Origin of the sequence: Streptomyces sp. CA-179760 (genome assembly GCF_050937045.1) — a bacterium.
GTDB lineage: Bacteria > Actinomycetota > Actinomycetes > Streptomycetales > Streptomycetaceae > Streptomyces.
Window position 1 is genome coordinate 1,204,897 of sequence record NZ_JBNJLZ010000001.1, and the last position, 22,873, is coordinate 1,227,769.

Annotated in this window: 18 protein-coding genes and 3 pseudogenes; 16 read left to right on the forward strand and 5 right to left on the reverse strand. The window is 71.7% G+C overall.

Annotation, left to right across the window (positions count from 1 at the left end; translation table 11 throughout):
- Positions 1-13 precede the first annotated feature (13 nt).
- Positions 14-802, forward strand: a complete 789-nt coding sequence (locus tag ACQEV8_RS05270) for a pectate lyase (RefSeq protein ID WP_432957747.1) — start codon at positions 14-16, stop codon at positions 800-802.
- A 75-nt stretch (positions 803-877) separates the two neighbouring features.
- On the opposite strand, the gene ACQEV8_RS05275 is transcribed toward ACQEV8_RS05270, so the two are convergent.
- Positions 878-1,636 carry a PaaX family transcriptional regulator C-terminal domain-containing protein gene (locus tag ACQEV8_RS05275; RefSeq protein WP_432957750.1) on the reverse strand — a complete coding sequence of 253 codons (759 nt, stop codon included), beginning with the start codon at positions 1,634-1,636 and terminating at the stop codon, positions 878-880.
- A 75-nt stretch (positions 1,637-1,711) separates the two neighbouring features.
- On the opposite strand from ACQEV8_RS05275, the gene ACQEV8_RS05280 reads away from it, so the two are divergent.
- Positions 1,712-3,388 carry an acyl-CoA dehydrogenase family protein gene (locus tag ACQEV8_RS05280; RefSeq protein ID WP_432957752.1) on the forward strand — a complete coding sequence of 559 codons (1,677 nt, stop codon included), beginning with the start codon at positions 1,712-1,714 and terminating at the stop codon, positions 3,386-3,388.
- A 152-nt stretch (positions 3,389-3,540) separates the two neighbouring features.
- Complete coding sequence (locus ACQEV8_RS05285) at positions 3,541-5,568, forward strand: HEAT repeat domain-containing protein (protein WP_432957753.1); 2,028 nt, start codon at positions 3,541-3,543, stop codon at positions 5,566-5,568.
- Between the two features lie 142 nt (positions 5,569-5,710).
- Here the strand turns inward: ACQEV8_RS05285 and ACQEV8_RS05290 are convergent, their stop codons facing one another.
- Positions 5,711-6,295 (reverse strand): Rv1733c family protein, encoded by a 585-nt coding sequence (locus ACQEV8_RS05290; RefSeq protein WP_432957756.1) that lies wholly within the window; start codon positions 6,293-6,295, stop codon positions 5,711-5,713.
- Between the two features lie 212 nt (positions 6,296-6,507).
- Between ACQEV8_RS05290 and ACQEV8_RS05295 the strand changes: the two genes are divergently transcribed.
- Both ACQEV8_RS05295 and ACQEV8_RS05300 read left to right on the forward strand, forming a co-directional pair.
- Positions 6,508-7,665 (forward strand): WD40/YVTN/BNR-like repeat-containing protein, encoded by a 1,158-nt coding sequence (locus ACQEV8_RS05295; protein WP_432957758.1) that lies wholly within the window; start codon positions 6,508-6,510, stop codon positions 7,663-7,665.
- A gap of 39 nt (positions 7,666-7,704) precedes the next feature.
- On the forward strand, positions 7,705-7,857 hold the full coding sequence (locus ACQEV8_RS05300; protein WP_432957761.1) for a hypothetical protein: 153 nt from the start codon (positions 7,705-7,707) through the stop codon (positions 7,855-7,857).
- Between the two features lie 144 nt (positions 7,858-8,001).
- On the opposite strand, the gene ACQEV8_RS05305 is transcribed toward ACQEV8_RS05300, so the two are convergent.
- Positions 8,002-8,607: a TetR/AcrR family transcriptional regulator gene (locus ACQEV8_RS05305; protein ID WP_432957763.1), complete on the reverse strand. Its 606-nt coding sequence runs from the start codon at positions 8,605-8,607 to the stop codon at positions 8,002-8,004.
- Positions 8,608-8,759: 152 nt separating this feature from the next.
- Here ACQEV8_RS05305 and ACQEV8_RS05310 point away from each other — a divergent pair, with 152 nt between their 5' ends.
- The 10 genes and pseudogenes from ACQEV8_RS05310 to ACQEV8_RS05355 all read left to right on the forward strand — a co-directional run bounded on the left by ACQEV8_RS05310 (position 8,760) and on the right by ACQEV8_RS05355 (position 18,169).
- Positions 8,760-9,941, forward strand: a complete 1,182-nt coding sequence (locus ACQEV8_RS05310; RefSeq protein ID WP_432957766.1) for an FAD-dependent monooxygenase — start codon at positions 8,760-8,762, stop codon at positions 9,939-9,941.
- Entirely contained in the window at positions 9,938-11,383 is a 1,446-nt protein-coding gene (locus ACQEV8_RS05315; RefSeq protein WP_432957767.1) for an MFS transporter, read from the forward strand. Before ACQEV8_RS05310 ends, ACQEV8_RS05315 begins: the two co-directional genes overlap by 4 nt.
- A gap of 42 nt (positions 11,384-11,425) precedes the next feature.
- Complete coding sequence (locus tag ACQEV8_RS05320) at positions 11,426-11,626, forward strand: hypothetical protein (RefSeq protein ID WP_432957770.1); 201 nt, start codon at positions 11,426-11,428, stop codon at positions 11,624-11,626.
- Positions 11,627-11,751: 125 nt separating this feature from the next.
- Complete coding sequence (locus ACQEV8_RS05325) at positions 11,752-12,051, forward strand: WXG100 family type VII secretion target (RefSeq protein WP_432957771.1); 300 nt, start codon at positions 11,752-11,754, stop codon at positions 12,049-12,051.
- Between the two features lie 73 nt (positions 12,052-12,124).
- Complete coding sequence (locus ACQEV8_RS05330) at positions 12,125-12,439, forward strand: hypothetical protein (protein WP_432957774.1); 315 nt, start codon at positions 12,125-12,127, stop codon at positions 12,437-12,439.
- A 31-nt stretch (positions 12,440-12,470) separates the two neighbouring features.
- Positions 12,471-13,196, forward strand: a complete 726-nt coding sequence (locus ACQEV8_RS05335; RefSeq protein ID WP_432957775.1) for a hypothetical protein — start codon at positions 12,471-12,473, stop codon at positions 13,194-13,196.
- Positions 13,197-14,142: 946 nt separating this feature from the next.
- Positions 14,143-14,415, forward strand: a pseudogene (locus ACQEV8_RS05340) (DUF6531 domain-containing protein); the annotation flags it as partial.
- Between the two features lie 1,980 nt (positions 14,416-16,395).
- A pseudogene (locus ACQEV8_RS05345) lies at positions 16,396-17,309 on the forward strand (RHS repeat-associated core domain-containing protein); the annotation flags it as partial.
- Between the two features lie 105 nt (positions 17,310-17,414).
- Positions 17,415-17,681, forward strand: a complete 267-nt coding sequence (locus ACQEV8_RS05350; RefSeq protein ID WP_432973418.1) for a hypothetical protein — start codon at positions 17,415-17,417, stop codon at positions 17,679-17,681.
- A 47-nt stretch (positions 17,682-17,728) separates the two neighbouring features.
- The gene (locus ACQEV8_RS05355) at positions 17,729-18,169 is read left to right on the forward strand and encodes an SMI1/KNR4 family protein (RefSeq protein ID WP_432957777.1); all 441 of its coding nucleotides are present in this window, start codon (positions 17,729-17,731) and stop codon (positions 18,167-18,169) included.
- Between the two features lie 122 nt (positions 18,170-18,291).
- On the opposite strand, the gene ACQEV8_RS05360 is transcribed toward ACQEV8_RS05355, so the two are convergent.
- Both ACQEV8_RS05360 and ACQEV8_RS05365 read right to left on the reverse strand, forming a co-directional pair.
- A complete protein-coding gene (locus ACQEV8_RS05360; RefSeq protein ID WP_432972449.1) occupies positions 18,292-19,923 on the reverse strand; it encodes an FtsK/SpoIIIE domain-containing protein in 1,632 nt (543 codons plus the stop codon).
- A 423-nt stretch (positions 19,924-20,346) separates the two neighbouring features.
- Positions 20,347-21,954, reverse strand: a pseudogene (locus tag ACQEV8_RS05365) (FtsK/SpoIIIE domain-containing protein); the annotation flags it as partial.
- A gap of 422 nt (positions 21,955-22,376) precedes the next feature.
- Here ACQEV8_RS05365 and ACQEV8_RS05370 point away from each other — a divergent pair.
- Positions 22,377-22,754, forward strand: a complete 378-nt coding sequence (locus ACQEV8_RS05370) for a hypothetical protein (protein WP_432957779.1) — start codon at positions 22,377-22,379, stop codon at positions 22,752-22,754.
- Positions 22,755-22,873 lie beyond the last annotated feature (119 nt).

Sequence of the window (22,873 nt, forward strand, 5' to 3'; positions counted from 1 at the left end):
AAGGAATCGGGACATGACTTCTGCGACACGTCCGCGCGCCCGCAGGCGAGCGCTGACCGGAGCGCTGGCCACCCTCGGCCTCTCGGTTGGCATGATCATGACTACCAACGCGCCAACGGCGAGCGCCGCCACCTGGCCGACCCCCAACGGCAGCCAGGGCACCTCCACCACCATCTCCGTGTCCGGCACCAAGGACTACGGGATGAAGCGGTACTACGGCACCGGAGAACTCGCCGGTGACGGCCAGGAGGAGGGCCAGGACCCCATCTTCAAGCTCGCGAACGGCGCGGTGCTGAAGAACGTCATCCTGGGCGGCCCCGCGGCCGACGGCATCCACTGCGAGGGCAGCTGCACGCTGCAGAACGTCTGGTGGGAGGACGTCGGCGAGGACGCCGCCACCTTCCGCGGCGGCAACGGCGCCACGTACCAGGTGATCGGCGGCGGCGCCAAGAAGGCGGCGGACAAGGTCTTCCAGCACAACGGCGGCGGCACGCTGAGCATCTCAAACTTCGCGGTGCAGGAGTTCAAGACGCTCTACCGCTCCTGCGGCGACTGCTCCACGCAGTACACGCGCAAGGTCAACCTCAGCAACATCGACGTGACCGGCACGGGCTCCACCGCGCGGATCGTCGGCATCAACGTCAACCGCAACGACGCGGCGACGCTGCGCGGCATCACCATCCGCAACGACTCCGGCCGCAAGGTCGTCCCCTGCCAGAAGTACAACAACAACACCGCTGTCGGGTCTGGACCCGACAGCAAGAACTGCCTGTACTCCACCTCGGACGTCACCTACAGGTAGTACCTAAGGCAGCCCCCCCACGGTGAAGGCGGCCGTGCTCGGCGCCCCGACGGGCGCCGAGCACGGCCGTCCGCGTCATGCGCCCCGCACGCGCGCGCGGACCTCCCCGATCAGCTGCCGCTGGTAGTCGGTGTAGGCCCCGCGCAGTTCGGCGCCGGGCCAGTCGGCGGGCAGGAGCCCGGGCGGCAGGACCGGGTCGGCCAGCAGGTGCCGTACGACGGCGGCGAAGGCGGCCAGGCGATCGGCCGGGCGGTGTGCGTCGGCGATGTGGCCGAGCAGCGCGCGGGCCGTGGCCGGCCAGGTGTCCAGCGGCCACAGGGACGCGGCCAGGTCGCGCGGGGGCCGGTCGGGGCGGGCCGTGTAGCGCTGGGACACCCGGTCCAGATCGCCGGGGAGGGCACGGTCCAGGTTGGCGGGCCGGAGCCAGATCCCCTCACGGAGTTCGGCGAGACGGAGTCCGATGAGCCGGGCCCGCAGGTCGGCGCGTTCGGCGGGGCCGCGCCCCGTCGCGGTGATCACGACCATCTCCCAGTCGCCGTCCCACGCGCGGGTACGAGGGTGCACGGCGTCGTCCTGGCGGCGCTGGCGTTCCAGCAGCCGGTCGCTGAGGCGGTAGCCGGTGTCCGTGCGCCGCAGGTCACCGGCGGCCACCATCCGGCTGAGCGCCGCCCGCAGCGTGGAGCCGCCGACGTCGAAGCCCGCCACGAGCCGCACGAGTTCCCTGACCGGCAGTTCGGGGGGATGCGTCCCGAGCAGCAGGCTCAGCACGACCGACCGCGCGGACAGGGGGCGCAGGTCGAGCGCGCCCTGCCGCGCCGGGACGTTCATCGGCATGGTCACGTACTGTACGCGGCCGCTTTCCTTGTTGCAGTATTGCTGCGACCGCAGACAGAGTGCAACACTCGACGTATGGTCTCGACACTCGACGAACAGCTTGCGTACGGCGGATCCGCCACGCACGACGTCACCAACCAGGCCCCGGCCCTCACCCCGTACGACGCCTCCGACGACACGGCCCTGCTGGAGGGTCTGCGACGGGAGGGCGCCGGGTGGGCCGAGGAGGAACTGCGCCGCCTCGGCAGAGTGGCCGGCAGCGCACAGGCCCAGGAGTGGGCCGATCTGGCCAACCGTCACGAGCCGGAGCTGCGCACGCACGACCGGTACGGCAACCGGGTGGACGAGGTCGAGTTCCACCCGAGCTGGCACCACCTGATGCGCACCGCGATCACGGAGGGACTGGCCGGTTCGCCCTGGGCGGACGACAGGCCCGGCGCGCATGTCGCCCGGTCCGCGGGCGGACTGGTCTGGGGGCACACCGAGGCCGGTCACGGCTGTCCGACGTCGATGACCTATGCGGCGGTCCCCGCGCTGCGCAGGCAGCCGGAGCTGGCGAAGGTCTACGAGCCACTGCTGACGAGCCGGGAGTACGAGCCCGGCCTCCGGGTGCCCACGGAGAAGCGGGGCCTGCTGGCGGGCATGGGGATGACCGAGAAGCAGGGCGGCTCCGACGTCCGGACGAACACCACGACGGCCACGCCGACGGCCGAGCCGGGGGCGTACACCCTGCGCGGGCACAAGTGGTTCACCTCGGCGCCGATGTGCGACGTGTTCCTCGTGCTGGCGCAGGCCCCGGGCGGCCTGTCCTGCTTCCTGGTGCCCCGCGTGCTGCCCGACGGCACCCGCAACACCTTCCGCATCCAGCGACTGAAGGACAAGCTGGGCAACCGCTCCAACGCCTCCTCCGAGCCCGAGTTCGACGGGACCGTGGCCTGGCTGGTCGGGCCCGAGGGCCACGGCGTCAAGACCATCATCGAAATGGTCAACTGCACGCGGCTGGACTGCGTGATGATGTCGGCCGCGCTGATGCGCAAGTCCCTTGTCGAGGCGGGGCACCACGCGCGTCACCGCAGCGCGTTCGGCGCCCGGCTGGTGGACCAGCCGCTGATGCGCAACGTCCTGGCCGATCTGGCGCTGGAGTCCGAGGCGGCCACCACGCTCACCCTGCGGCTGGCCGGGGCGGCCGACCGGGCGATCCGCTCAGACCATGCGGACGGGGCGGAGGCCGCGTTCCGCCGGATCGCCACCGCCGTCGGGAAGTACTGGGTGACCAAGCGGGGCCCGGCCTTCACCGCGGAAACCCTGGAGTGCCTCGGCGGCAACGGCTATGTCGAGGACTCGGGCATGCCCCGGCACTACCGCGAGGCTCCCCTGCTGTCGATCTGGGAGGGCTCGGGGAACGTCAACGCGCTCGACGTGCTGCGGGCGCTGAGCCGCGAACCGGGCACCGCCGAGGCGCTGTTCGGCGAGCTGGACCTCGCCCGGGGCGCGGACGCCCGGCTGGACGCGGCCGTGACCCGGCTCAGGAACGGGCTGCCCCAGGCGTCGCAGACGACGGCCCGCCGGCTCGTGGAGCAGATGGCCCTGACGCTCCAGGCCTCCCTCCTGGTCCGGCACGCCCCGCCGGCGGTCGCCGACGCGTTCTGCGCGAGCCGGCTCGGGGGCGACTGGGGGCAGGCGTTCGGGACGCTGCCGGAGACGGCCGGTCTTGACGCGATCCTGGAGCGCGCGTTGCCCGACGGGGACTGAACGGGACCGAACCACCCCTCGCCGGCGAGGGGCTGAGCTGTCGTCAGCCAACCGGCGCACGGATCGCGCACCGTCATCTCCCGATTGCGCTTCGTTGTCAGTGCCGTGGTGCAGACTCCCCGTCAGTTGGTACTTCGCCTGGGGAGGACAACGTGTTCAGGGGGATCGACGAGGTCGACTGGGCCTCGCTGCGGCATGCGTACGGCAGCGCGGAGGACGTGCCCGGACTACTGCGGGGACTGGCCTCCGCCGACCCGGCCGAGCGGGAGAGCGCGCTCGACGGGATGTACGGCGCCGTGCACCACCAGGGAGGTGTGTACGACGCGACGCTCGCCTGTGTTCCGTTTCTCCTCGCGCTCGCCGTCCGCGAGGAGGTGCGGGACCGGGCGGGCGTTGTGGAACTCCTCGTCAGCATCGGTGACATCGCAGGTCACGGGGATGTCTCGAGGGAATTGGCGGCTGGAGCCCGTGCTGCCCTGCACGCGGGTGCCGAGGTCTTCGTCCGGCTCGCGGGGGACGCGGACACCGGGGTTCGCCGGGCGGCCCCGGGCGCGCTCGTGCGGTTCCTCGGCTCGCCGGAGCGTGTGCTCGCCCTGGTGCGGGAGCGGATCACCGTGGAGCGGGACGACCGGGTCCTGCTCGCCCTGGCCGCGAGTCTTGGCCTGTTCGTGGAGCGGCACCAAGGACACGCCTCCGGGGCAGTGGACCTGCTGGCGGAGCTGAGCGGTCCCCCGTACGGCCCGGGGCTGCGGCTCGCCGCGCTCGGCCAGCTGGCAGGGTACGCGCCGGAGCTGCTTCCCGCCAATCTCGTACCGGCCGTCGTCCGGTTGCTCAGGGACAGATCCGGGGAGCGCACCCGCACCGGCCACGTGAGCGACCGTCCCGGCCCGGACACGCTCGCCGACCGGCTGCGGCGCCTGCGCCCCTCGGACGAAGAGGGCTCCCAGCTGATGCGCACGCTGCACTCCGCGCTCGGCAGCCGGGTCACGGACCGGGTCGCCCTGTTGTGCGGGCAGTTGACCAGCCCGGATCCCCTCGACCGGTGCAACGCCGTGTGGATGTCGGCCGGGCTGTTCCGCGAGTGGCGTACGAGCGGCGCGGAGCCGGTCGCCCTCATCGGTGACCAACTGGGCGCCGAGGAAGGCCGGTTGCATGATGCGGCGGTAGCCGTCCTGTCGGAGCTGTTCGAGCTGGCCGGGCCGGCCGCTGACCATCTCCACGCGCTGGTGATCTGCCGTCCCGAGTTTCGCGTACGGCACGGGGAGCGGGGTGCGCCGACGCTGGGCGGTCCGCTCAAGGCCCTGGCCGGGACGGGGGATCCACGGGCCACGCCGGTGATGTCCGAGGTGCTGGCCGGTCCGGTCGTACCGGACGACCTGGGCTACGCGATACCCCACCTCGGGCCGGCGGCCTTGCCGCTCGCTCCCGCTCTGCGGCGCCGGCTGGCCCGCGTCCCGCTCGACGGCCCCGACACGTCCGCGCGGGCCGCTCCCCTGCTGTCGGCGCTCACCGCAGTGGGCGATGCCGAGTCCATACCGGCGGTGTTACGCCTCCTGCGCGGCATACCGGACGGGCTGCGGTCGCGCGAGGCCGTCACGAGGGCGGCGGTCCGTGCCCTCGGCGCGTTCGGCAGCGCCGCGTACGAGGCGATACCGGATCTGCGCGCACTGCTGAAGACGGACCACGCCGTAGCGGCGGCGGAAGCGCTGTGGTCGATCACGGGCGAACCGGATGCCGTGGTGCCCGTGCTGCTCCGGGAGTTGACGGACACCGGCGGCGACCCGCGTCGCGGCGCGGCCGCCGCGGACGCGCTCGCACGACTGGGACCGGCGGCCCGGCCGGCTCTGCCCGGGCTGCGGCGGACGGCCGGCTCCGGCGCCGTACGGCAGCGGGCCACGGCCGCGTGCGCGGTGTGGCGGATCGCCGGGGAGCCGGAAGAGTTCCTGCCTCTCCTCCGCTCCGCCTGGGCGGAGGCCCCGCGCACCCGCACGACGGTCGCCGGGTGCGCGGCGGCCCTGGGGTCCGCGGGAGCGCCCCTGCACGACCTGCTCCGGGCGGAGCTGGCGTCCCCGCGGCGGCACCAAGCCGACGTCCCGGGCTACGGCAGCCGTGACATCCACGAGGACGAGGAGTTGCTGCGGGTGTGCCGGGGGGCGCTGGCCGGGGTAGGGCATGGGTGAGCGCGGTCCGCCAGCGCCCCGGTGGCCGGCACGGTCTGGGTCGGCCAGCGGGCAGCCCTGCGCAGGGCTGCCCGCTGGGCCCCACCGGGCGGGGACCCCGGTCGGCCGCGGCCGTCCACTGCGCACGGCCGCCCCTGGAGCCTCACCCTGTGGTGCGTCCCCACATCGGCCCGAAGCGGGACCACTCGGCGTCCCACTGGTCCATGCGGCCTCGTTCCAGCCGGCTGCGCAGGGCACGGCCGCCGACGAGCGGCAGGAGCGCGGCGCCGATGCCCGCCACGCCGCCGGCCAGGAAGGCCCGTACATGGGCCTGGGACGCGGTGACGGGGCGGGTCACCTGGCGGCCCTCGGGGTCCGTCCACACCGTGACCGGTGTCCCGGCGGCGCTGCCCGCCGGGACCCGGAGCTGTCCGGTGTGCACGGATCCGTCCACAGCGGTCCACGTCGCCTTCGCCCACACCTGCTCGGTACGGGACACGCCGCCGCTCTCGGCGGACCTCCCTGGGGCCCGCTCCTCCAGTCGGGCCACGAGGGGCCGCCACTCGACGCGCTCCCTGGCCATCCCGTCCTCGACGGACCGGCTCACCGTCGTGCCGGCCAGCATCCCGACGAACGCGGTGAGCGTCCACACGCCCAGCACGACCCAGGCCTCCACCCTGTCGGCGCGGCGCTTGAGCGGATTGCGCCGCCAGCGCCACAGCCACACCTTCGGACCTCGTAACGCCATCGAAGGCATCCTCCTCATGAGCGCATGACCATCCCGCTGCCCTCTGCATACGGAAGACGGACCCTGGATGCTCACTGCACCTACTCCGACGTGACGGCCCCCACGCCGCCCGGCCCGTGCGGGCACCCCCCGGCACGCGCCCCGCCGAACCCCGCGACGGCCCTCGACACCCGCCTGACCTGCGTCGGAGCCCGCTCCAGAGGTGACTGTCAGTGGTGGGGTGCAGACTGGCCGGTGTCAGTTACGAGGGCGTCAACGACGACGCCGCGGAGGTGATCGGCATGGCCGAGGTACTGCTGGCCGTGGGCACGCGCAAAGGCCTGTTCATCGGGCGCCGGCGGGGCGGTGGCGCCTGGGAGTTCGACGAGAGTCCCTACTTCAACGCGCAGGCCGTGTACTCGGTCGCCGTCGACACCCGGGGCACGACACCTCGGCTGCTGGCCGGAGGCGACAGCGCGCACTGGGGCCCGTCGGTGTTCCACTCCGACGATCTCGGCCGCACCTGGACCGAACCGGCGCGCCCCGCCGTCAAGTTCCCCAAGGACACGGGGGCGTCCCTGGAGCGGGTGTGGCAACTGCACCCGGCCGCCGCCGAGCCGGACGTGGTGTACGCGGGTACGGAACCGGCCGCGCTGTACCGCTCGGAGGACCGCGGGGAGACGTTCGAGCTGGTCCGGCCCCTGTGGGAGCACCCCACGCGGTCGAAGTGGATGCCGGGCGGCGGCGGTGAGGGCCTGCACACCGTGCTCACCGACGCGCGCGACCCGAAGGCCGTGACGGTCGCCGTCTCGACCGCCGGCGTGTTCCGCACGCTCGACGGCGGCGCCAGCTGGGCGCCCTCCAACTCGGGTGTCTCGGCGGTGTTCCTGCCCGACCCGAACCCGGAGTTCGGCCAGTGCGTGCACAAGGTCGCCCGGGACGCGGTGAGCCCGGACCGGCTGTACCTGCAGAACCACTGGGGTGTGTACCGCAGCGACGACGCGGGCGCGCACTGGACGGACATCGGCGAGGGGCTGCCGTCCACGTTCGGCTTCGCGGCGGTCGCTCACCCCCACCGGGGTGACATGGCGTATGTGTTCCCGATCAACGCCGACGCCGACCGGGTCCCGGCCGACCACCGGTGCCGCGTCTACCGGACGGCGGACGCGGGCAAGAGCTGGGAGCCGCTCTCGGCAGGGCTGCCCCAGGAGGACCACTACGGCACGGTGCTGCGCGACGCGATGTGCACGGACGACGGCGATCCGGCGGGTGTCTACTTCGGCAACCGCAACGGCGAGGTGTTCGCCTCCGCGGACGACGGCGACAGCTGGCAGCAGCTCGCCTCCCATCTGCCGGACGTGCTGTGCGTGCGGGCCGCGACCGTCGGATGAGCCACCTGGGCGTCACCGGGCCGGCGTGCACTCCTCGGCATGGCGGGCCAGCCCTTCCGCCATGCCCTGCATGAACTCCTGGAGGTAGCGCGGCACAACCAGCACGACAGCCGGCTCGTCTCGTACTCGCCGTACCAGCGGATCACCGTGCCCGAACTCGCTGTCGGCTTCAGTTCGATGCGCGCGCGATAGTTGTGCGGCGACGAGTTGAACGCGTCTTCGTAGGCCAGCGGACCGTCCACCTAGGACCACAGCGGCCAGGTCGCGGCGTCGACCAGCAGCTTCCAGACGGTTTCCGGCGAGGCGCCGGTGGTCACGGTGCCGTCGTGCGCCCACTCAGACGTGCGGTGCCGTGGCCCGGATGCCCGCGAGCACCACGCCGACGATGCGCTCCGCGTCCTCGCGAGTGAACGCCCGCATCCCGCGGTTGACGATGAGGTGCACCGGGCCGGAGATCATCTCACCGAGGAAGGCACTGTCGACCGGGGGGAGTTCGCCTCGGTCGACGGCGGTGTCCACCCGTCGCCGCAGGGCGGCCACGCGCTGGTCGAGGATCTTGGTCAGCGCCTCGACGGTGGCGCTCTGGCGTGCGGGCTGGATGGCCTGTTCGAGCGTCCGGCCGAACGGCGTCTCCAGGCCACCGGCGAGGGCCAGCAGGAAGTCCGCCAGGTCCCGGTGGATGTCGCCGGTGTCAGCGACCGAGGCGAGATCCTCGGCGTAGCGCAGCAGAGCTTCGACCACCAGCTCATCGCGGTCGGGCCAGTTGCGGTAGACGCTGGTCTTGTGGACGCCCGCGAACTCGGCGACCTCCTCGTAGCGGAACCCCGCGATGCCGTCGCGCGCCACCAGTTCGACGGTCGCGGCGAGGATCTGTGCCCTCACCCGCGCGTTGCGGCCACCGGGGCGCCGCGCGGGCGCCCGGTCAGCGGTCCCGTCGGCCATCGCCGCGCTCACCTCCTGTTTCTCCGCTCGGGTGCCGATTCTCGTCAGGTGCGGCGTTGCGGTGCAAGCCGGTGCTCAGTAAGCTCGCTAAAAGCGACGAACTGTTTCTTTAAGCGTCGCGCACCCACCTCTGCGAAACCTGGAGCGCATACGTGGAAATCCTTGTCTCCGGAGCCGGCGTCGCCGGGCTCGCCTGCGCAGTCGAGTTAGGCGCCCGCGGCCACGACGTCACCGTTGTCGAGTACGCCCGACACCTCCGGTCCACCGGCACACCCATCGACATCCGCGGTGACGCGATCGAGACCGTGGACAGAATGGGACTGCTCTCGAAGATCCAGAACCAACGGCTGCGGATGTCCGAACTCACCCAATTCGTCGACAGCGCGGGAGAGCCGGTGGCCCGGATCCCGATGGCGGAGATCAGCGACTCCGACGACGACATCGAACTCCTCCGCGAGGACCTCGTGCGCATCCTCGCCGAGGCACTCCCGGACACCGCGGCGATCCGCTTCGGCGACGCGATCGAGACTCTGACCGACGACGGCGTGAGCGGTGGCGAGAACGGCGGCGGCATCGACGTGCGTTTCGCATCTGGCCGCACCGGACGGTACGACCTGGTGCTCGGCGCCGACGGCCAGCACTCCGCCGTACGCAGGCTGGTGTTCGGGCCCGAGAAGGACTACCTCCGGCACCTGGGTGTCTACTTCGCCCTCGCCGACCACCCCGGCGAGGCCTTGTCGGAGGGCACCAACTCCATCTACAACGTCCCCAGCCGCATGGCGGGCCTCTTCCGGTACAAGGGCCGGGCCGTCGCGGTCTTCCAGTTCCGCTCGGAACGGATCGACTACGACCACCACGACTTGGAGTCCCAGAAGAAGATCCTCGTCGAAGCCTTCGCGGGCCACCGCTCGTGGCGGATCCCGGAGTTGCTCGATGCCGCCCTCGCCGATCCCGGTCTCTTCTTCACCTCCGCGAGCCAGATCCATCTGCCCTCCTGGCACCGCGGCCGCGTCGCCCTCGTCGGGGACGCCGGGTACAGCCCGGCCTTCCTCTCCGGCCGGGGCACCTCCCTCGCTCTCACCGGCGCCCGCTTCCTCGCCGAGGAACTCGAACGGTGCGGCGATGACCACACCGCCGCGTTCGCACGGTACGAAACCCGGCAGCGCCCGTATGTCACGTTCGCCCAGAACCGTGCCTACAGCGGTCGCGACCGCATGCTGCCGACCACTTGGGCCGCCATCTCCGCCCGCAACGAGGCGCTGCGAGCGATGCGCACAACGCCTGACGGCCCTCAGCAGAACACCTCCCGACGCGCTGGAGAGAACGCGGAGTGAAAGACACACTGGACAAGCCCGCCCCTCGCGCCCAGGAGCAACGCTGGAGCAGGCAGCTCATCCTCTGGGCGGCCGTTCTCACCCTCGCCAACGTCCTGGCCGACGTGGTCATCGGCTCGCCCATGATGGTCCTGCCCCAGTTGTTGGAGCATTTCGACACCGACCAGGCGGCTTGGCTGAACGCGAGCGCGATGCTGGCCGGGGCCATCTGGTCACCGCTCCTCGCCAAGAGCTCCGACATCTTCGGCAAGCGCCGGATCCTCATCGCCACTCTGTTCCTCGCCTGCGCGGGTGCGCTGGTCTGCCTCGCGGCCCCCAACGTCTGGATCTTCCTGGTGGGGCGCTTCCTCCAAGGCGCCGCCTTCGCCGCGGTCTTCCTCACGGTGGCCCTCGCACGCCAGATCTGCACCCCGCGGGTGGCGATGGCCCTGGTCGGGCTCGTGACGTCCGGCTCGTCGATCGTCGGAATCATCGAGCCGTTCCTGATGCAGCCGGTCATCGATGTGTTCGGCTACCGGAGCGTGTTCATCGTGGCGGCGCTGCTCGCCGCGGCGGCCGCTCTCTGCGTGCGTTCCTTCATCCCGGAGTCGCCGATCCGCGGCGCCGGCCGGATCGACGTGGGCGGGGCGCTCCTGCTCGGCGGCGGCCTCGGCGCGGTACTCGCCTACACCAGCCTCGGGCGTGACCTCGGATGGCTGTCCGGGGGCATGCTCGCGCTGCTGGCGGCCGGTGCCGCCGCGCTGACCGGCTGGGCGTTCCACGCGCTGCGGATCGACGAACCCATCATCGACATCCGGGGCCTCAGCGGCCCGATCCTGCTGACGCTGCTGGCCCTGGTACTGGCGGCGGGCTCCTTCCGGAGCATGCTGCAACTGACGGGCGTCATCGCCCAGGTGCCCTCCGAGCTGGGGCTCGGGTACGGGCTGGGCGACGGAGAGGCGGTCGCGGTGCTGCTCGCCGCGCCCAATCTCGGCATCGTGATCGGTGGCACGTGCGCCGGTTGGATCGCGGGGCGGTTCGGTCCCGCACTGCCCCTCCTCGGCGGCATCGCCGTCGGGACGGTGGCGACCTTCGCGATGCTGGCGGGCGTATCAGTACTCCCGCTGGCGGTCGCCTGCGGCGCCATGCTGGGCATGGCCGCCGGCGCGATCGGCGCCTCCGGCTACAACCTGGCGACAGACATCGCAGCGCCCGAGCGGCAGGGCACGATCGCCGGTCTGGTGTCGGTCGTACTCGCCCTCGGCTCGGTCGTCTTCAACTTCGCCGGGGGCGAGGTACTCAAGGCGACGGTTGTTCCCGGGATCTCCGCCGACGGCGCCCCGGTGAGCACGGCGACCGGCGTGTACCTCTACGTCGCGATGGCGGGAGTGCTCTTCGTCCTCGCCGCGGTGCCCGCGATCATGCTGGCACGGCACCGGCGGGCGAAGCGTGGGTGGGTGTGACGGACCCTCCCTGGCTTTCGCACGCGGCCAAAGCGTCGAGTCATGAACGCTGAACAATTGGTCGCGGACCCGCACGGCCGGTGGGTGTTCGGCTGGGAACACGACGAGGGGGACGCGCCGTTCGGCTTCCGGCGCACCTTCGGCGAGTTCTACGACTTCGGCTCTCCGGACGTCCGCCTCTACGACGACTTCGCCCCCGACCAGCGTGTGGCGGCGGCCGGAAGCCGGCCGCGTCCACCCTGACCTTCGCAGCGCGGACCTCCCCGCCGTTTCGCAACAGGCGTGAACCACCCCGGCAAGTGCCCCGTAGAGCCCGGTGTACGCGGCCCCGACGGCCGCGGCGAAACGGAGCGACGGAGGGAATCGGCATGGCCGGCGGCAACATCCAGATCAGCCCGGAAGAGATGCAGGAGGCCTCGACCTGGCTGCAGAACCAGAAGGAGCTGATGCAGCAGAGCCTCCACGAGGCCAACACCAAGATGGAAGAGATGGTCGAGGCGGCCTACGCGACTCCGGGCTCCGAGAGCAAGTTCCGTCCCTACTGGGAGGAGTACAAGAACGGCACCCAGGAGGCGATCGAGGGGCTGCAGGGCGTCAGCGAGTTCATCAAGCAGGTCGCCGACGCGTTCGTCGACACCGACGACCAGACGTCCGGCTCCATCGGCTGACGTGTCCGGCCCCGTCCGGCCCCACCCTCCCTGTGAGGCGGGCCGGACGGCCGGAGCAGGAGAGGAGACGCCGGTGGGTCGCATCAGCGTGCCCGTGCAGGATCTGAAGGACACGGCCAGGGAGCTCCAGAACATCGGGGATCTGATCGGCGACAGCGCGACCCTCTTCCACGCCGCGGGAGACCGGGAGGACTTCGAGAGCTTCGTCGGCGACAGCCGGCTCGCGGAGGCTCTCGACGGGTTCGACAAGGCGTGGGTGGCGGGCCACGAACGGGTTCACGACAACGTGAAGAAGTTCTCCGAGAACGCGGACGCGATCTCCGAGAACTTCACGAAGACGGACGAGGACAGCGCCGACTCGCTGGACGAAGCGAAGAAGCAAGCGTGACAGGAGACGTCGTGCGGAAGGGAAAGGCGTCATGACGCATCCGGTCACGGAGCAGCCCGAGGGCGCGCCCGCGGGCTACACGCTGAGGTTCCCCGACTCCTGGTGGCAACTCGACCTCGACCCGAACACCCGGGACGCGTCGATCCGCCGCCGTATCGAGTCCCAGGTGAAGAAGGCACCGCAGCTCTCCCGCGAGCAGGTGGAGGAGCTGATCCGCAGTACCCGGCGCACCGCCCGCGAGGCGCACGCGCGGGGCGCGCTGCGGGCGTCGGGAATGCTCAGGATCCTCAAGGCGGGCAGCGGACCCCTGGTGCTCAGCGCCACGACGGTCGTACTCCGGATCTCAGTTCCCGAGGGTCAGTCGGAGGATCTGGCGGACCTCGTCGTCGCGGCGGGCATGCAGCTCGGTACCCAGGCGGAAGGCACCGGACTGCCCCCCGGCGAGGTGGAGTTGGTGGAACTGCCCCACGTCGGAGCGGCCGGGCGGATCACCAGGATCGAGGACGTGGACCACAACGGGACGCCCGTCCCCACCACGATGCGTCACACCCTGATCCCGGTGCCGAACAGCCGGGACTATCTGGTGCTCGCCAGTTCCACCCCCAACGTGGATCTGGCGGACCAGTTCCACGAGGTCTTCGACGCCATCGCGGAGTCGTTCCGCTTCGAGGACCAGGCCGGTACGTCCGGCGCAGCGGATCCGGCGGCGGAAGCGGCCGGTGGAGGCCCCATGGGCGAAGCAGACAAGGGAAAGTGAGGTCGCGGCCATGGCGCGCCCAGCGGTGTCCGAGTGGGAATCGGTTTTCGGATTCTCGGACGACCCGACTCCGGGTGATGCGGAGGTACTGGGGCAGCTCGCGAGGAGCTATCGCTCCGTGGCGGACAATGCGGGCGATGCCCTCCCCCTCGTCTCCGGGCTGGAGAACCAGCAGGTGGGCGAGGGCAAGTCCATGGAGAAGCTCCGGGACAAGCTGGGCGACCTGGCCGGGCAAGTGCGCAAGCTGCACAGCTCGTACGACCAGGCGGCCGGGGCGCTGGACACATATGTCCATTCACTGCTCGACCAGCAGCGGAACGCCGACAACGCGCTGGAGAAGGGGCGGGAGGCCAAGGAGCGGCTGGCGTCGGCCACCGAGGTGGTGCTCTCGGCCGGTGCCGACATCGGCCGGCTGGACGAGGCCCGGCATCCTCCGGATGACGCGGAGGCGCGGGCGAGTACGCGGCGGGCGCTCGACGAGGCCCACAGCAAGCAGTCCACGGCGCAGATGCAGGCCGATGACGCGCAGGCCGACCTCGACGCCGCCCGCATGCTCGCCGAGGACGCACGGCAGGTGCGCGAGGAGGACGCCTCCATCGCGGCCCAGAAGCTGGACGACGCGAAGGACGAGTCGGTCGCGGGCTACAGCCTGTGGGACAAGATCAAGAAGGCGTTCAGCACGGCCCTCGGCATCATCAGCGCGGTGCTGGGTGTCCTGGCCCTGCTGGTGCCCGGCCTGCAGGGGCTGGGAATCGCCCTGACGATCGGCAGCATCGTGGCCGGTGCGGCGTCGTTGGGGATCAACATCTCCATCATGGCGGAGACCGGCGAGTGGAACATCGCCGAGATCGTGCTCGGCGTCGTGGGCATGGTCGCGGGCGGGGCCGCCCTCCTCAAGGGCGTCGGGGGGATCGGCTCGGCTCTCAAGGGAGTCAAGCCCTCCTCGATGAAGAATCCGCAGGGCGGCACCCGCCTCAACAGCCGGGGCGCGGACAGCCGTACCTGCAAGACCGACCCGGTCGATGTGGCGAGCGGTGAGATGCTGCTGACGCAGACCGATCTGGAGCTGCCCGGCATCCTGCCCTTGGTGATCACGCGTACGCACCTGTCGACGTACCGGTACGGGCAGTTCTTCGGCTCGTCCTGGGCCTCCACCCTGGACGAGCGCCTCGAAGTCGACGACCGGGGACGCGTGTCGTGGGCTCGCGAGGACGGCTCGATCCTGACCTACCCGAGGCTTCCCGCCACCGGGTCGGACGACGCGGCGTGGCCCGAGGAGGGCCCCCGCCTGCCGCTGACCTCTGCCGGCACGGGCGCCGAGGGGGAGGTCACCTACCGCATCACCGATCCCCACTCGGGCGTCGTCCGCGCCTTCGCGGACCATCCCGGCGACGACGAGAACGACTGGTACTGGCTGACCGGGTGGCACGACCGCAACGGCAACGAGGTCACCGTCTCCCGCCTGGAGGACGGCACCCCCACGAGTCTGGTCCACTCCGGCGGCTACCGGGTCGACGTGCACTGCCTCGCCGGGCTTCTGACCCGTCTGACGGTGAGCACACCCGAAGGCCCGGTCGAGGTCATGTCCTACAGCCATGACGCGGACGGAAACCTCACGCACGTGGCGAACTCGTCGGGCAAGTCGCTGGTGTTCGCCTACGACGACCGGTCCCGCATCACCTCTTGGACGGACCGGAACGACTCCACGTACCGCTACGTCTACGACGAGGACAACCGCGTCACGGAGACCATCGGCCCCGAGGGCTACCTCTCCTCGCACTGGAGCTACGACCCCGACCGGCACCGGACGCACTACACCGACGCCTGCGGCGCCACGACCGTCTACCAGCTCAACGACCTCCACCAGGTCATCGGCGAGACCGACCCCCTCGGCCACTCCACGGCCTCCGAGTGGGACCGCTACGACAACCTCCTCTCCCACACCGACCCCCTCGGCAACGCGACCCGGTACGAGTACGACAGGGCCCACAACCCGACCGTCATCCACCTCCCGGACGACAGCACGGCGACAGCGTCGTACAACGAGCTGAACCTTCCGACCTCGTCGACGGGCCCCGACGGGACGACGTGGCACCAGGAGTTCGACGAATGGGGCAACCTGACCACGGTCATCGCCCCGGACGGCACCACGAGCCGTTTCACCCATCACCGCACCGGCGCGATCGCCTCGGAGACGGACCCGTCCGGCGCGGTGGTCACGTACGAGGCCGACGGCGCGGGTCTCCCGCTGGCACTCGTCGGCCCGGCCGAGCACAGGGCGACCATCGAACGCGACGCTTTCGGCCGGCCCACGGTGGTGACCGACGCGCTGGGCACCGTCGCCCGCGCCACATGGACCGTCGAGGGCCTCATATCGGCGCGGACCATGCCCGACGGCCGGAACGAGTACCTGGCCTGGGACGGTGAGGGCAACTGCCTGGAGCGCACCGACCCGGCGGGCGGCGTCAGCACCTTCGAGTACACGCACTTCGACAAGCTCGCTGCCCGCACCGGCCCGGACGGCGTCCGCCACACCTTCGCCTACGACTCGGAGCTGCGCCTCACGCAGGTGCTCAACTCGCAGGGTCTGAGCTGGGACTACACCTATGACCGGGCCGGTCGGCTGACCCGCGAGTCCGACTTCGACAACCGCGAAATCGCCTACGCCCACGACGCCGTGGACCGTGTGGTCTCCCACACCACGCCCCTGGGCGAGGAGATCACCTACCGGTACAGCTCCGTCGGTGAGCTGCTGGCCAAGGACGTCGCGGGGGTGCTCACGTCGTACACGTACGACGCGGGCGGGGAACTCGTCCGAGCGGCATCGCCCCACTCGACGCTGGAGTTCGAGCGGGACCTCATGGGCCGCGTCCTCGCCGAGACGGTGGACGGCCGCACCACCCGCTTCGCCTACGACCTCCTCGGCCGCCGCGCTTCCCGTGTGACCCCCACCGGCGCCGTCACCGAACTCGGCTACGACGAAGCCGGCAATCGCGAGTCCCTCACCACCGAGGGACACCGGCTGGAATTCAGCCACGACGTCCTCGGCCGCGAACTGGCCCGCGTCTGGGGCACGGACGTTTCGCCCGTGCAAGCGACGACTGCCTGGGACAAGGCGGGACGCCGCGTCTCCCACGGTCTCGTCGCCTCCGGCCGCACCCTCCGCGACCGCGGCTACAGCTACCGGGCCGACGATCACCTCATAGCTGTCACCGACGCGGCTGCCGGCACCGTCCAGCGGATGGAACTCGACCCTGTCGGCCGCCCGTTGACGGTGACGGCGGACGGCTGGAGCGAGTCCTACGCCTACGACCAAGCGGGCAACCAGACCTCCGCGAACTGGCCGGAGAAGGCCGGCCGCTCCGAGTCCCGCGGCGAGCGTACCTACACCGGCACCCGCATCGACGCGGCCGGCACGGTGCGTTACGAACACGACGCCGCAGGCCGCATGGTGCTGCGTCAGAAGCGGCGTCTGTCGCGGAATCCCGACACGTGGCGGTACGCGTGGGACGCCGAGGACCACCTCCTGTCCTGCACCACCCCCGACGGCGTCCTGTGGCGCTACACCTATGACCCGCTGGGGCGCCGCACGGCCAAGTACCGCATGAACACCGACGGATCGGTGGCCGAGGCCGTCCATTTCAGCTGGGACGGCACCCGCCTCGCCGAACAGACAGACACCACCACCGGCGTCACCCTCACCTGGGACCACGAGGACTACCGCCCCCTCACCCAACTCGAACGCAAACCCCGCCCGGACGGCGACCACACCCAGGCCGAGTGGGACTCCCGTTTCTTCGCGATCGTCACCGATCTGGTGGGCACCCCCACCGAACTCGTCGACGAGCGTGGCGACATCACCTGGCGCTCCCGTACGACGCTCTGGGGCACCACCACCCGCAACACCGACGCCACCGCCCACACCCCCTCCGCTTCCCCGGCCAGTACGAAGACCCCGAAACCGGCCTCCACTACAACTACTTCCGCCACTACGATCCGGAGACCGGGCGGTACGCGTCACCGGACCCGCTGGGGCTGGCACCCGCGCCCAACCCCGTCGCCTATGTCGACGACCCCCGGACGAACATGGACCCCTGGGGTCTGGCCGTCTGCACGCGCTCCAAGTCCAAGTCCAAGTCGGCGACCGTGGGCCAGAACGGCAAGACCACCTACCGGAAGACGTTCTTCAACGCCAACCCCGCCCAGCAGGGGAAGCCGATGGTGATCCATCACGCCGTTGAGCAGCAGGTCTTCAAGAAGTACCCGGGGGTCTTCAGGAAGGATGAGATCAACTCCGTGGAGAACCTGCGCGGCATTCCCAAGAAGATCAACAACACGGTGCACCTGAGGGACATCCGCAAGGATTGGGATTCCTTCTACAAGAGCAACCCCACCACGACCCCGTCGACCCGGAAGGATCTCCTCGACAAGGCGACGGAGATCGACAACAAGTACGGGAAACAGTTCGATCCGCCCGTTCGCTAGTGTTCACCGATCCCGGACCCCGGCAACCGACCCGCGAGGTGACGCACGTGTGGAGAGAACTCATCAACCGCCTCGGTATCGACTGGGAACTCGCCGATCCCGCCCGACAGGACGGCATCGCGGCGGCTGAGGAGGAACTGCGGCATCCGTTCCCCGACGACCTCAAGGCGCTGCTGCTGGAGAGCGACGGCGTACTCGACGACCTCGGCGCCGGCGTCGTCTGGGACCTGAAGAGGATCCGAGAGGACAACGCCTTCCTGCGCACGGACGCTTCGATCGGCGAGCTCTACATGCCGTTCGACTCGCTGCTCTTCTTCGGTGACAACGGAGGCGGCGACCAGTTCGCCTTCGCGCGGACGGGGACCGGCTCGGAGATCTACGTCTGGGACCACGAGAACGACAGCCGCACATGGGTCGCCGGCGGCCTCGGTCAGTACCTTGAGCGAACCGCCCAGGCCGACAACCCGGACTGGTTCCGCCCCGACTGACTTCGTTCACTGTTCTGGGCGACCTGGTCCCACGGCCCCGCCCCGCACACGACAGAGGGCTCCCGCCGACCTCATCGGCGGGAGCCCTCTGTCGTGTGTTGACGGCGAGTCCGGGGCGTGGGTCAGGCAGGTGCGTCCGGCTCCGCGATCACCGTCTCCGGCACCTGGACCGTGCGCAGCACGCCGTCGCCCAGGTGCAGGATCGCCCGGCCCGGACGGGCCGCGCCCAGTCGGCTGCGGGGCACCTTGACGCCGATCAGTTCGCCGTCGCTCATGTTCTGCGGCTTCAGCAGCAGTCCGCACCGGTTGCGGCGGGCCTCGGTGTGCCAGCCGGAGAAGCCGGAGGAGAGCCGGTCGGTCTGCCCGGCGACGACCAGCCCCCGGCCGGCCTCCGCACCGGACTTGGCGATCTGCGTGAGGACCGGCTCCGCCTTCGTCTTCAGCAGCAGGTCGGCGTCGTCGAGGAGCACCACGGCCCCGTCGGGCGAGGAGTCCAGCACCTCCTCCAGCGCCCTCGGGTCGATGTCGGGCCCGTCGAACACCGCGAGCACGCCGGGCCGTCCGGCGAGGTCGCGCAGCGGCGAGCGGGCGGGGGCCCCGATCACGACGGGGGTACCGGAGGTGAGCAGCGACAGTGCCAGCGTCGACAGGACGGTGCTGCGCCCGGACCTGGCCGGGCCCGCCACCAGGAAGGTCGGCGTCACCGAGAAGTCCGGTCCGGAGGCGGTCAGTTCGTCGCCGCCGACGCCGGCCAGCGCCCACCGCGGGTGCGGCCACGGCTGCGGCGCGTACCCGGCCGACTCTTCCCAGGTGAGCCGGTCCGGCAGGGTGTCGACGCGGAACGGCCGGGTGGCGGCGGGCAGGTGAGCCGACCGTTCACGGCACTGCTCGGCGATCCGCTGGAGCGCCGCGGCCTGTGCCTGGCCCCCGGGGTCGTCCGTGAGGAGCGCGATCTGCACCTCCGCCTTGTCGGCGGCGCGCAGTGCCCGGCCCGGCGGGATCTCGTCGGGCACCTTCCGCTGGGTGACGCCGATCATGCCGTACTCGGACTTGTCGTTCAGCTTCAGCACGAGCTTGTCCTCGGTGGAGTTGCCGACCCGGCTGGAGAACAGCGCCCGGTCGCCGCTCATCACCAGGTGGATACCGACGCTCGCGCCGTCCCGGAGCAGGGTCTGCACCCCGGACAGCAGGTTCCCGGAGTCGTACTCGCCGAGCTGCTTGTCGAAGACCTCCCACCGGTCGATGAACAGCACGAGGTGCGGCGGCCGTTCGTCCTCGGGCAGCGCACGCCTCAGTTCCGTCAGGTCGGCGCTGCCGCGGGCGGCGAGCATCTCCTGCCGCCGGGCGAGCTCCCCCGTCAGCCGGGCGAGCAGCCGGGCCACCCGGTCCGGCTGGGTGCGCTGGGTGACGGCGCCGACGTGCGGCAGCCCCTCCATGGCCAGCAGTGCGCCGTTGCCGCAGTCGATGCCGTACAGGTGCAGCTGGGCCGGGGTGTGGGCCTGGGCCAGCATTCCGGCGAGCGTGCGCAGCGTCTGCGACCGGCCCTGCCGGGGCGAACCGACGACGTGCAGGTGCCCGAGCGTCGCCGGGTCGATCACCAGGGGCAGCCGGGCCTGTTGCGCGGGCAGGTCCACCACGCCGTACGCGACGGGCGCGAGGTCGTAGTCCGAGCGCGGGGCCGGTGGCAGTTCGCCGGTGACCAGCTTCTCGGGCAGCGGCGGCAGCCAGGGGCTGTGCTGCGAGGGGATGCCCATCTCGCGGTCCGCGTCGCGGATCGCCTTGACGAGTCCGGTGAGGTCGGTCTCCGCCTCGGCGGGGGCGACAGCGCCCCGGGGCCGCGGCGGGAGGGGCTCGCCGAGCCGCTCCCAGCCGACCGCCACCGCCCAGGGTGCCGGCAGCGAGGTCGCCGCGGCGCCGGGCCGGCGGCAGCCGACCCGCCCTGACTGGAACGGCACGAGGGAGTTCTGGCCGAGCCGTACGTATGCGCGGCCGGGGTTGCCCTGCGAGATCCCGGCGGCTTCTGTGGGGTTGATGACGTCCTGGCTCTCGCCGGAGTCCGTCACCCGCAGCGCGATGCGCAGGTTGGTGTTGGCGCGGATCTCCGAGGAGACGACACCGCTGGGGCGCTGCGTCGCCAGGATCAGGTGGATGCCGAGGCTGCGGCCCCGCTGCGCGATGTTGACCAGGCCCTTCACGAAGTCCGGCAGGTCACGCACCATCGAGGCGAACTCGTCGATGACGATGAGCAGCCGGGGCATCGGAGTGTGGCCCGCCGGGCTCCGCTCCAGTGCCTCGACGTAGTCCTCGATGTCCTTGGCGCCGGCCGCGGCGAGGATGTGCTCGCGCCGGGTGAGTTCCGCCGTCAGCGACACCAGGGCCCGCTCGACGAGGTGGGCGTCGAGGTCGGTGACCATGCCGACGGTGTGCGGCAGGTCCACGCAGTCCTTGAACGCGGAGCCGCCCTTGTAGTCGACGAGGACGAACGTCATCGCGTCCGGACGGTTCGCCACCGCGAGCGAGGCGACCAGCGTCTGGAGGAGTTCGGACTTGCCGGAGCCGGTGGTACCGGCCACCAGCCCGTGCGGGCCGTCGCGCCGCAGGTCCAGGAAGAACGGGCCGTCCAGGGAGACGCCGACGGCCGCCCTGGTCGAGCGGCCCCCGGCGGTCCAGCGCGCCCGGATTCCGGCGGCCTGCGGCGGGTCGAGGGCGATCACGTCGAGCAGCCGCGCGGAACCGGGGAGCACCGCGGCCTCCTCCTGGTCCCCGCCCGGGTCCCGCAGCGGGCCCATCGCGCGGGCCAGTGAGCGGCACCAGTCCTGGGACACCGCGTCGGGGCGTACGCTCCCGACGGTGCCCCTTCCGGAGCGTCCCACCCGCACGGTTCCGCCGGGCTCCTCGACGACGACGGCGTGGCACTCCTCGGGCAGCAGCCGCTCCTCGGCGTCCAGACAGACCGCGCGGACGCCGACGGACGGTCCATCGCGCAGGATCTGCGCCACGCCGGGCAGCGAACGCAGCCTGCGGGCTCCGTCGAGGACGACGAGCACGTCTGGTCCGGCGGGCCGGCTGCGCCGGTCCTGTCGTCCGGCGCGCTCGGCGATCAGCGCCGTCAGTTCCGCGACCCGGCGGGCGCAGGTCTCCGTGCCGTAGCCGATGCTGGCCGGGGTGTCGCCGGACTTCTTTCGCACGTGCGGCAGCCAGCGCAGCCAGGACCAGCCGTCCCGGCCCGGGCCGCCGGTCGTCAGGAGGTGGATCTGGAGGTCACGGGGGCTGTGCAGGACGGCGGCCTGGGCGACCGCCCACCGTGCCACGGAGCGCGCGGCCGGGCCCTCGCCGGCGATTCCCAGGACGTCGTGCTCACGCAGCGGAACGGTCACCGGGACGTCGTACGCGGTCCACGGGTCCTGGCGGCGGTGCTCGTCCTTGGTCGGGTCCTGGAGCACCACGTCGGAGGGCAGGTCGGCGGTCCCGACGCGCAGTTCCAGGAAGTCGGCGTCGGTGGTGCGGCGTTCCCACAGGCGGTGCCGGGGGCCCACGGCGGTCAGGACGACCTCGGCCGGGTCCGGGAAGCCACGGCGCCGGGCGGTCCGTTCGGCCGTCAGCGCCTGCTCCGCGTCACCCTCGATGCGCGCCTTCTTCTCCTCGTAGGCGGCGACCGCTTCGGAGTGCGACTGCTGTCCGTTGCGCCGGCTCATCAGGTGGTTGCCGACGATCACGACCGGGGAGAGCAGCCCGAACAGCAGCATCGTCAGGCGGCCGAGGACCAGTGCCCCGGCCACCGCCATCACCAGCGGGGCGGCCGCGGCGAGCCACGGGAGCGGCCGGGCCGCGGGCGACGCGGGCGGAGAGGGCAGGGTGAAGCGGGTGGCGTTCTCGCTCGGCCGCAGCCGGGGCGGCCGGTTGTAGTCCCAGCCGGTGCCGTCCTCCGACGGCTCCACGGCCGCGTCCGGCCGCTGCGGGAGGGCGAGTTCGAGCAGGCACCCGCCGACGAGGAGCTGTGCGCCGGCCGGCCAGGCGGTGGCCACGGTGAGGTCCTCGCGGTCCAGTTGCAGGGTGTCGCCGTCCGGGGCGGACGCGTCGGGCGCCACGCGGCAGCGTCCCCCGGGCCCACCGTCAGGACGGCGAGCGGACGCTCCGGTACCGTGCGCAGCACCTGGGCGGCCCCGTCGCGTGCCAGACCGATCCGGTACTCGCCGAGGTCGAGCCGGTGCACCGCGCCCGCCCCGGTCCCGCCGACCGCACGGACCTCCGCCAGCCCGCCCGGTTCGGCCGGCGACATACCGGCCGGGCGGCCCAGGCCCACGACGGCCGCGTGGTGGAGCGGCGCGTCCCGCAGCGCCATGTCCGCGGGGAGCAGCCGGTCGCCGACGTACAGGCCGAGGCCCTCCGGGGCCGGGACGCCTCCCGCCCCTGCCAGCGCCTCCACGACGCCGCCCACGGGCGTGTCGGGGTCGGCGTCGAGGTGGACGTCGAACGCATCACTCTCCCCATCGACCACGGTCAACATCAACGACACGAAACGTCCTCCAGCCAGCGTGTTCACGGGGGCGCGGCGGGCCGTGCCCGGCAGCTCTCGCGCCACTGACTGGGCCTACGGCGCCCGCCCGCGGATGGTTCACGGGCCTGGCGGCCACGTGGTCGTGAACCGTCTGCCGGTGGGCCCCGTAGACGCCTTGGGGTGCTCGGCTTCGCGACTCCGCCGCG

Coding starts and splice junctions, on each gene's coding strand:
- ACQEV8_RS05290 (WP_432957756.1), bottom strand. CDS start 6,295: ATGGCGTTACGAGGTCCGAAGGTGTGGCTGTGGCGCTGGCGGCGCAAT.
- ACQEV8_RS05320 (WP_432957770.1), top strand. CDS start 11,426: ATGAACGCTGAACAATTGGTCGCGGACCCGCACGGCCGGTGGGTGTTC.
- ACQEV8_RS05270 (WP_432957747.1), top strand. CDS start 14: ATGACTTCTGCGACACGTCCGCGCGCCCGCAGGCGAGCGCTGACCGGA.
- ACQEV8_RS05335 (WP_432957775.1), top strand. CDS start 12,471: ATGACGCATCCGGTCACGGAGCAGCCCGAGGGCGCGCCCGCGGGCTAC.
- ACQEV8_RS05325 (WP_432957771.1), top strand. CDS start 11,752: ATGGCCGGCGGCAACATCCAGATCAGCCCGGAAGAGATGCAGGAGGCC.
- ACQEV8_RS05360 (WP_432972449.1), bottom strand. CDS start 19,923: ATGGGCATCCCCTCGCAGCACAGCCCCTGGCTGCCGCCGCTGCCCGAG.
- ACQEV8_RS05300 (WP_432957761.1), top strand. CDS start 7,705: ATGGCGGGCCAGCCCTTCCGCCATGCCCTGCATGAACTCCTGGAGGTA.
- ACQEV8_RS05350 (WP_432973418.1), top strand. CDS start 17,415: ATGGTGATCCATCACGCCGTTGAGCAGCAGGTCTTCAAGAAGTACCCG.
- ACQEV8_RS05305 (WP_432957763.1), bottom strand. CDS start 8,607: ATGGCCGACGGGACCGCTGACCGGGCGCCCGCGCGGCGCCCCGGTGGC.
- ACQEV8_RS05280 (WP_432957752.1), top strand. CDS start 1,712: ATGGTCTCGACACTCGACGAACAGCTTGCGTACGGCGGATCCGCCACG.
- ACQEV8_RS05275 (WP_432957750.1), bottom strand. CDS start 1,636: ATGCCGATGAACGTCCCGGCGCGGCAGGGCGCGCTCGACCTGCGCCCC.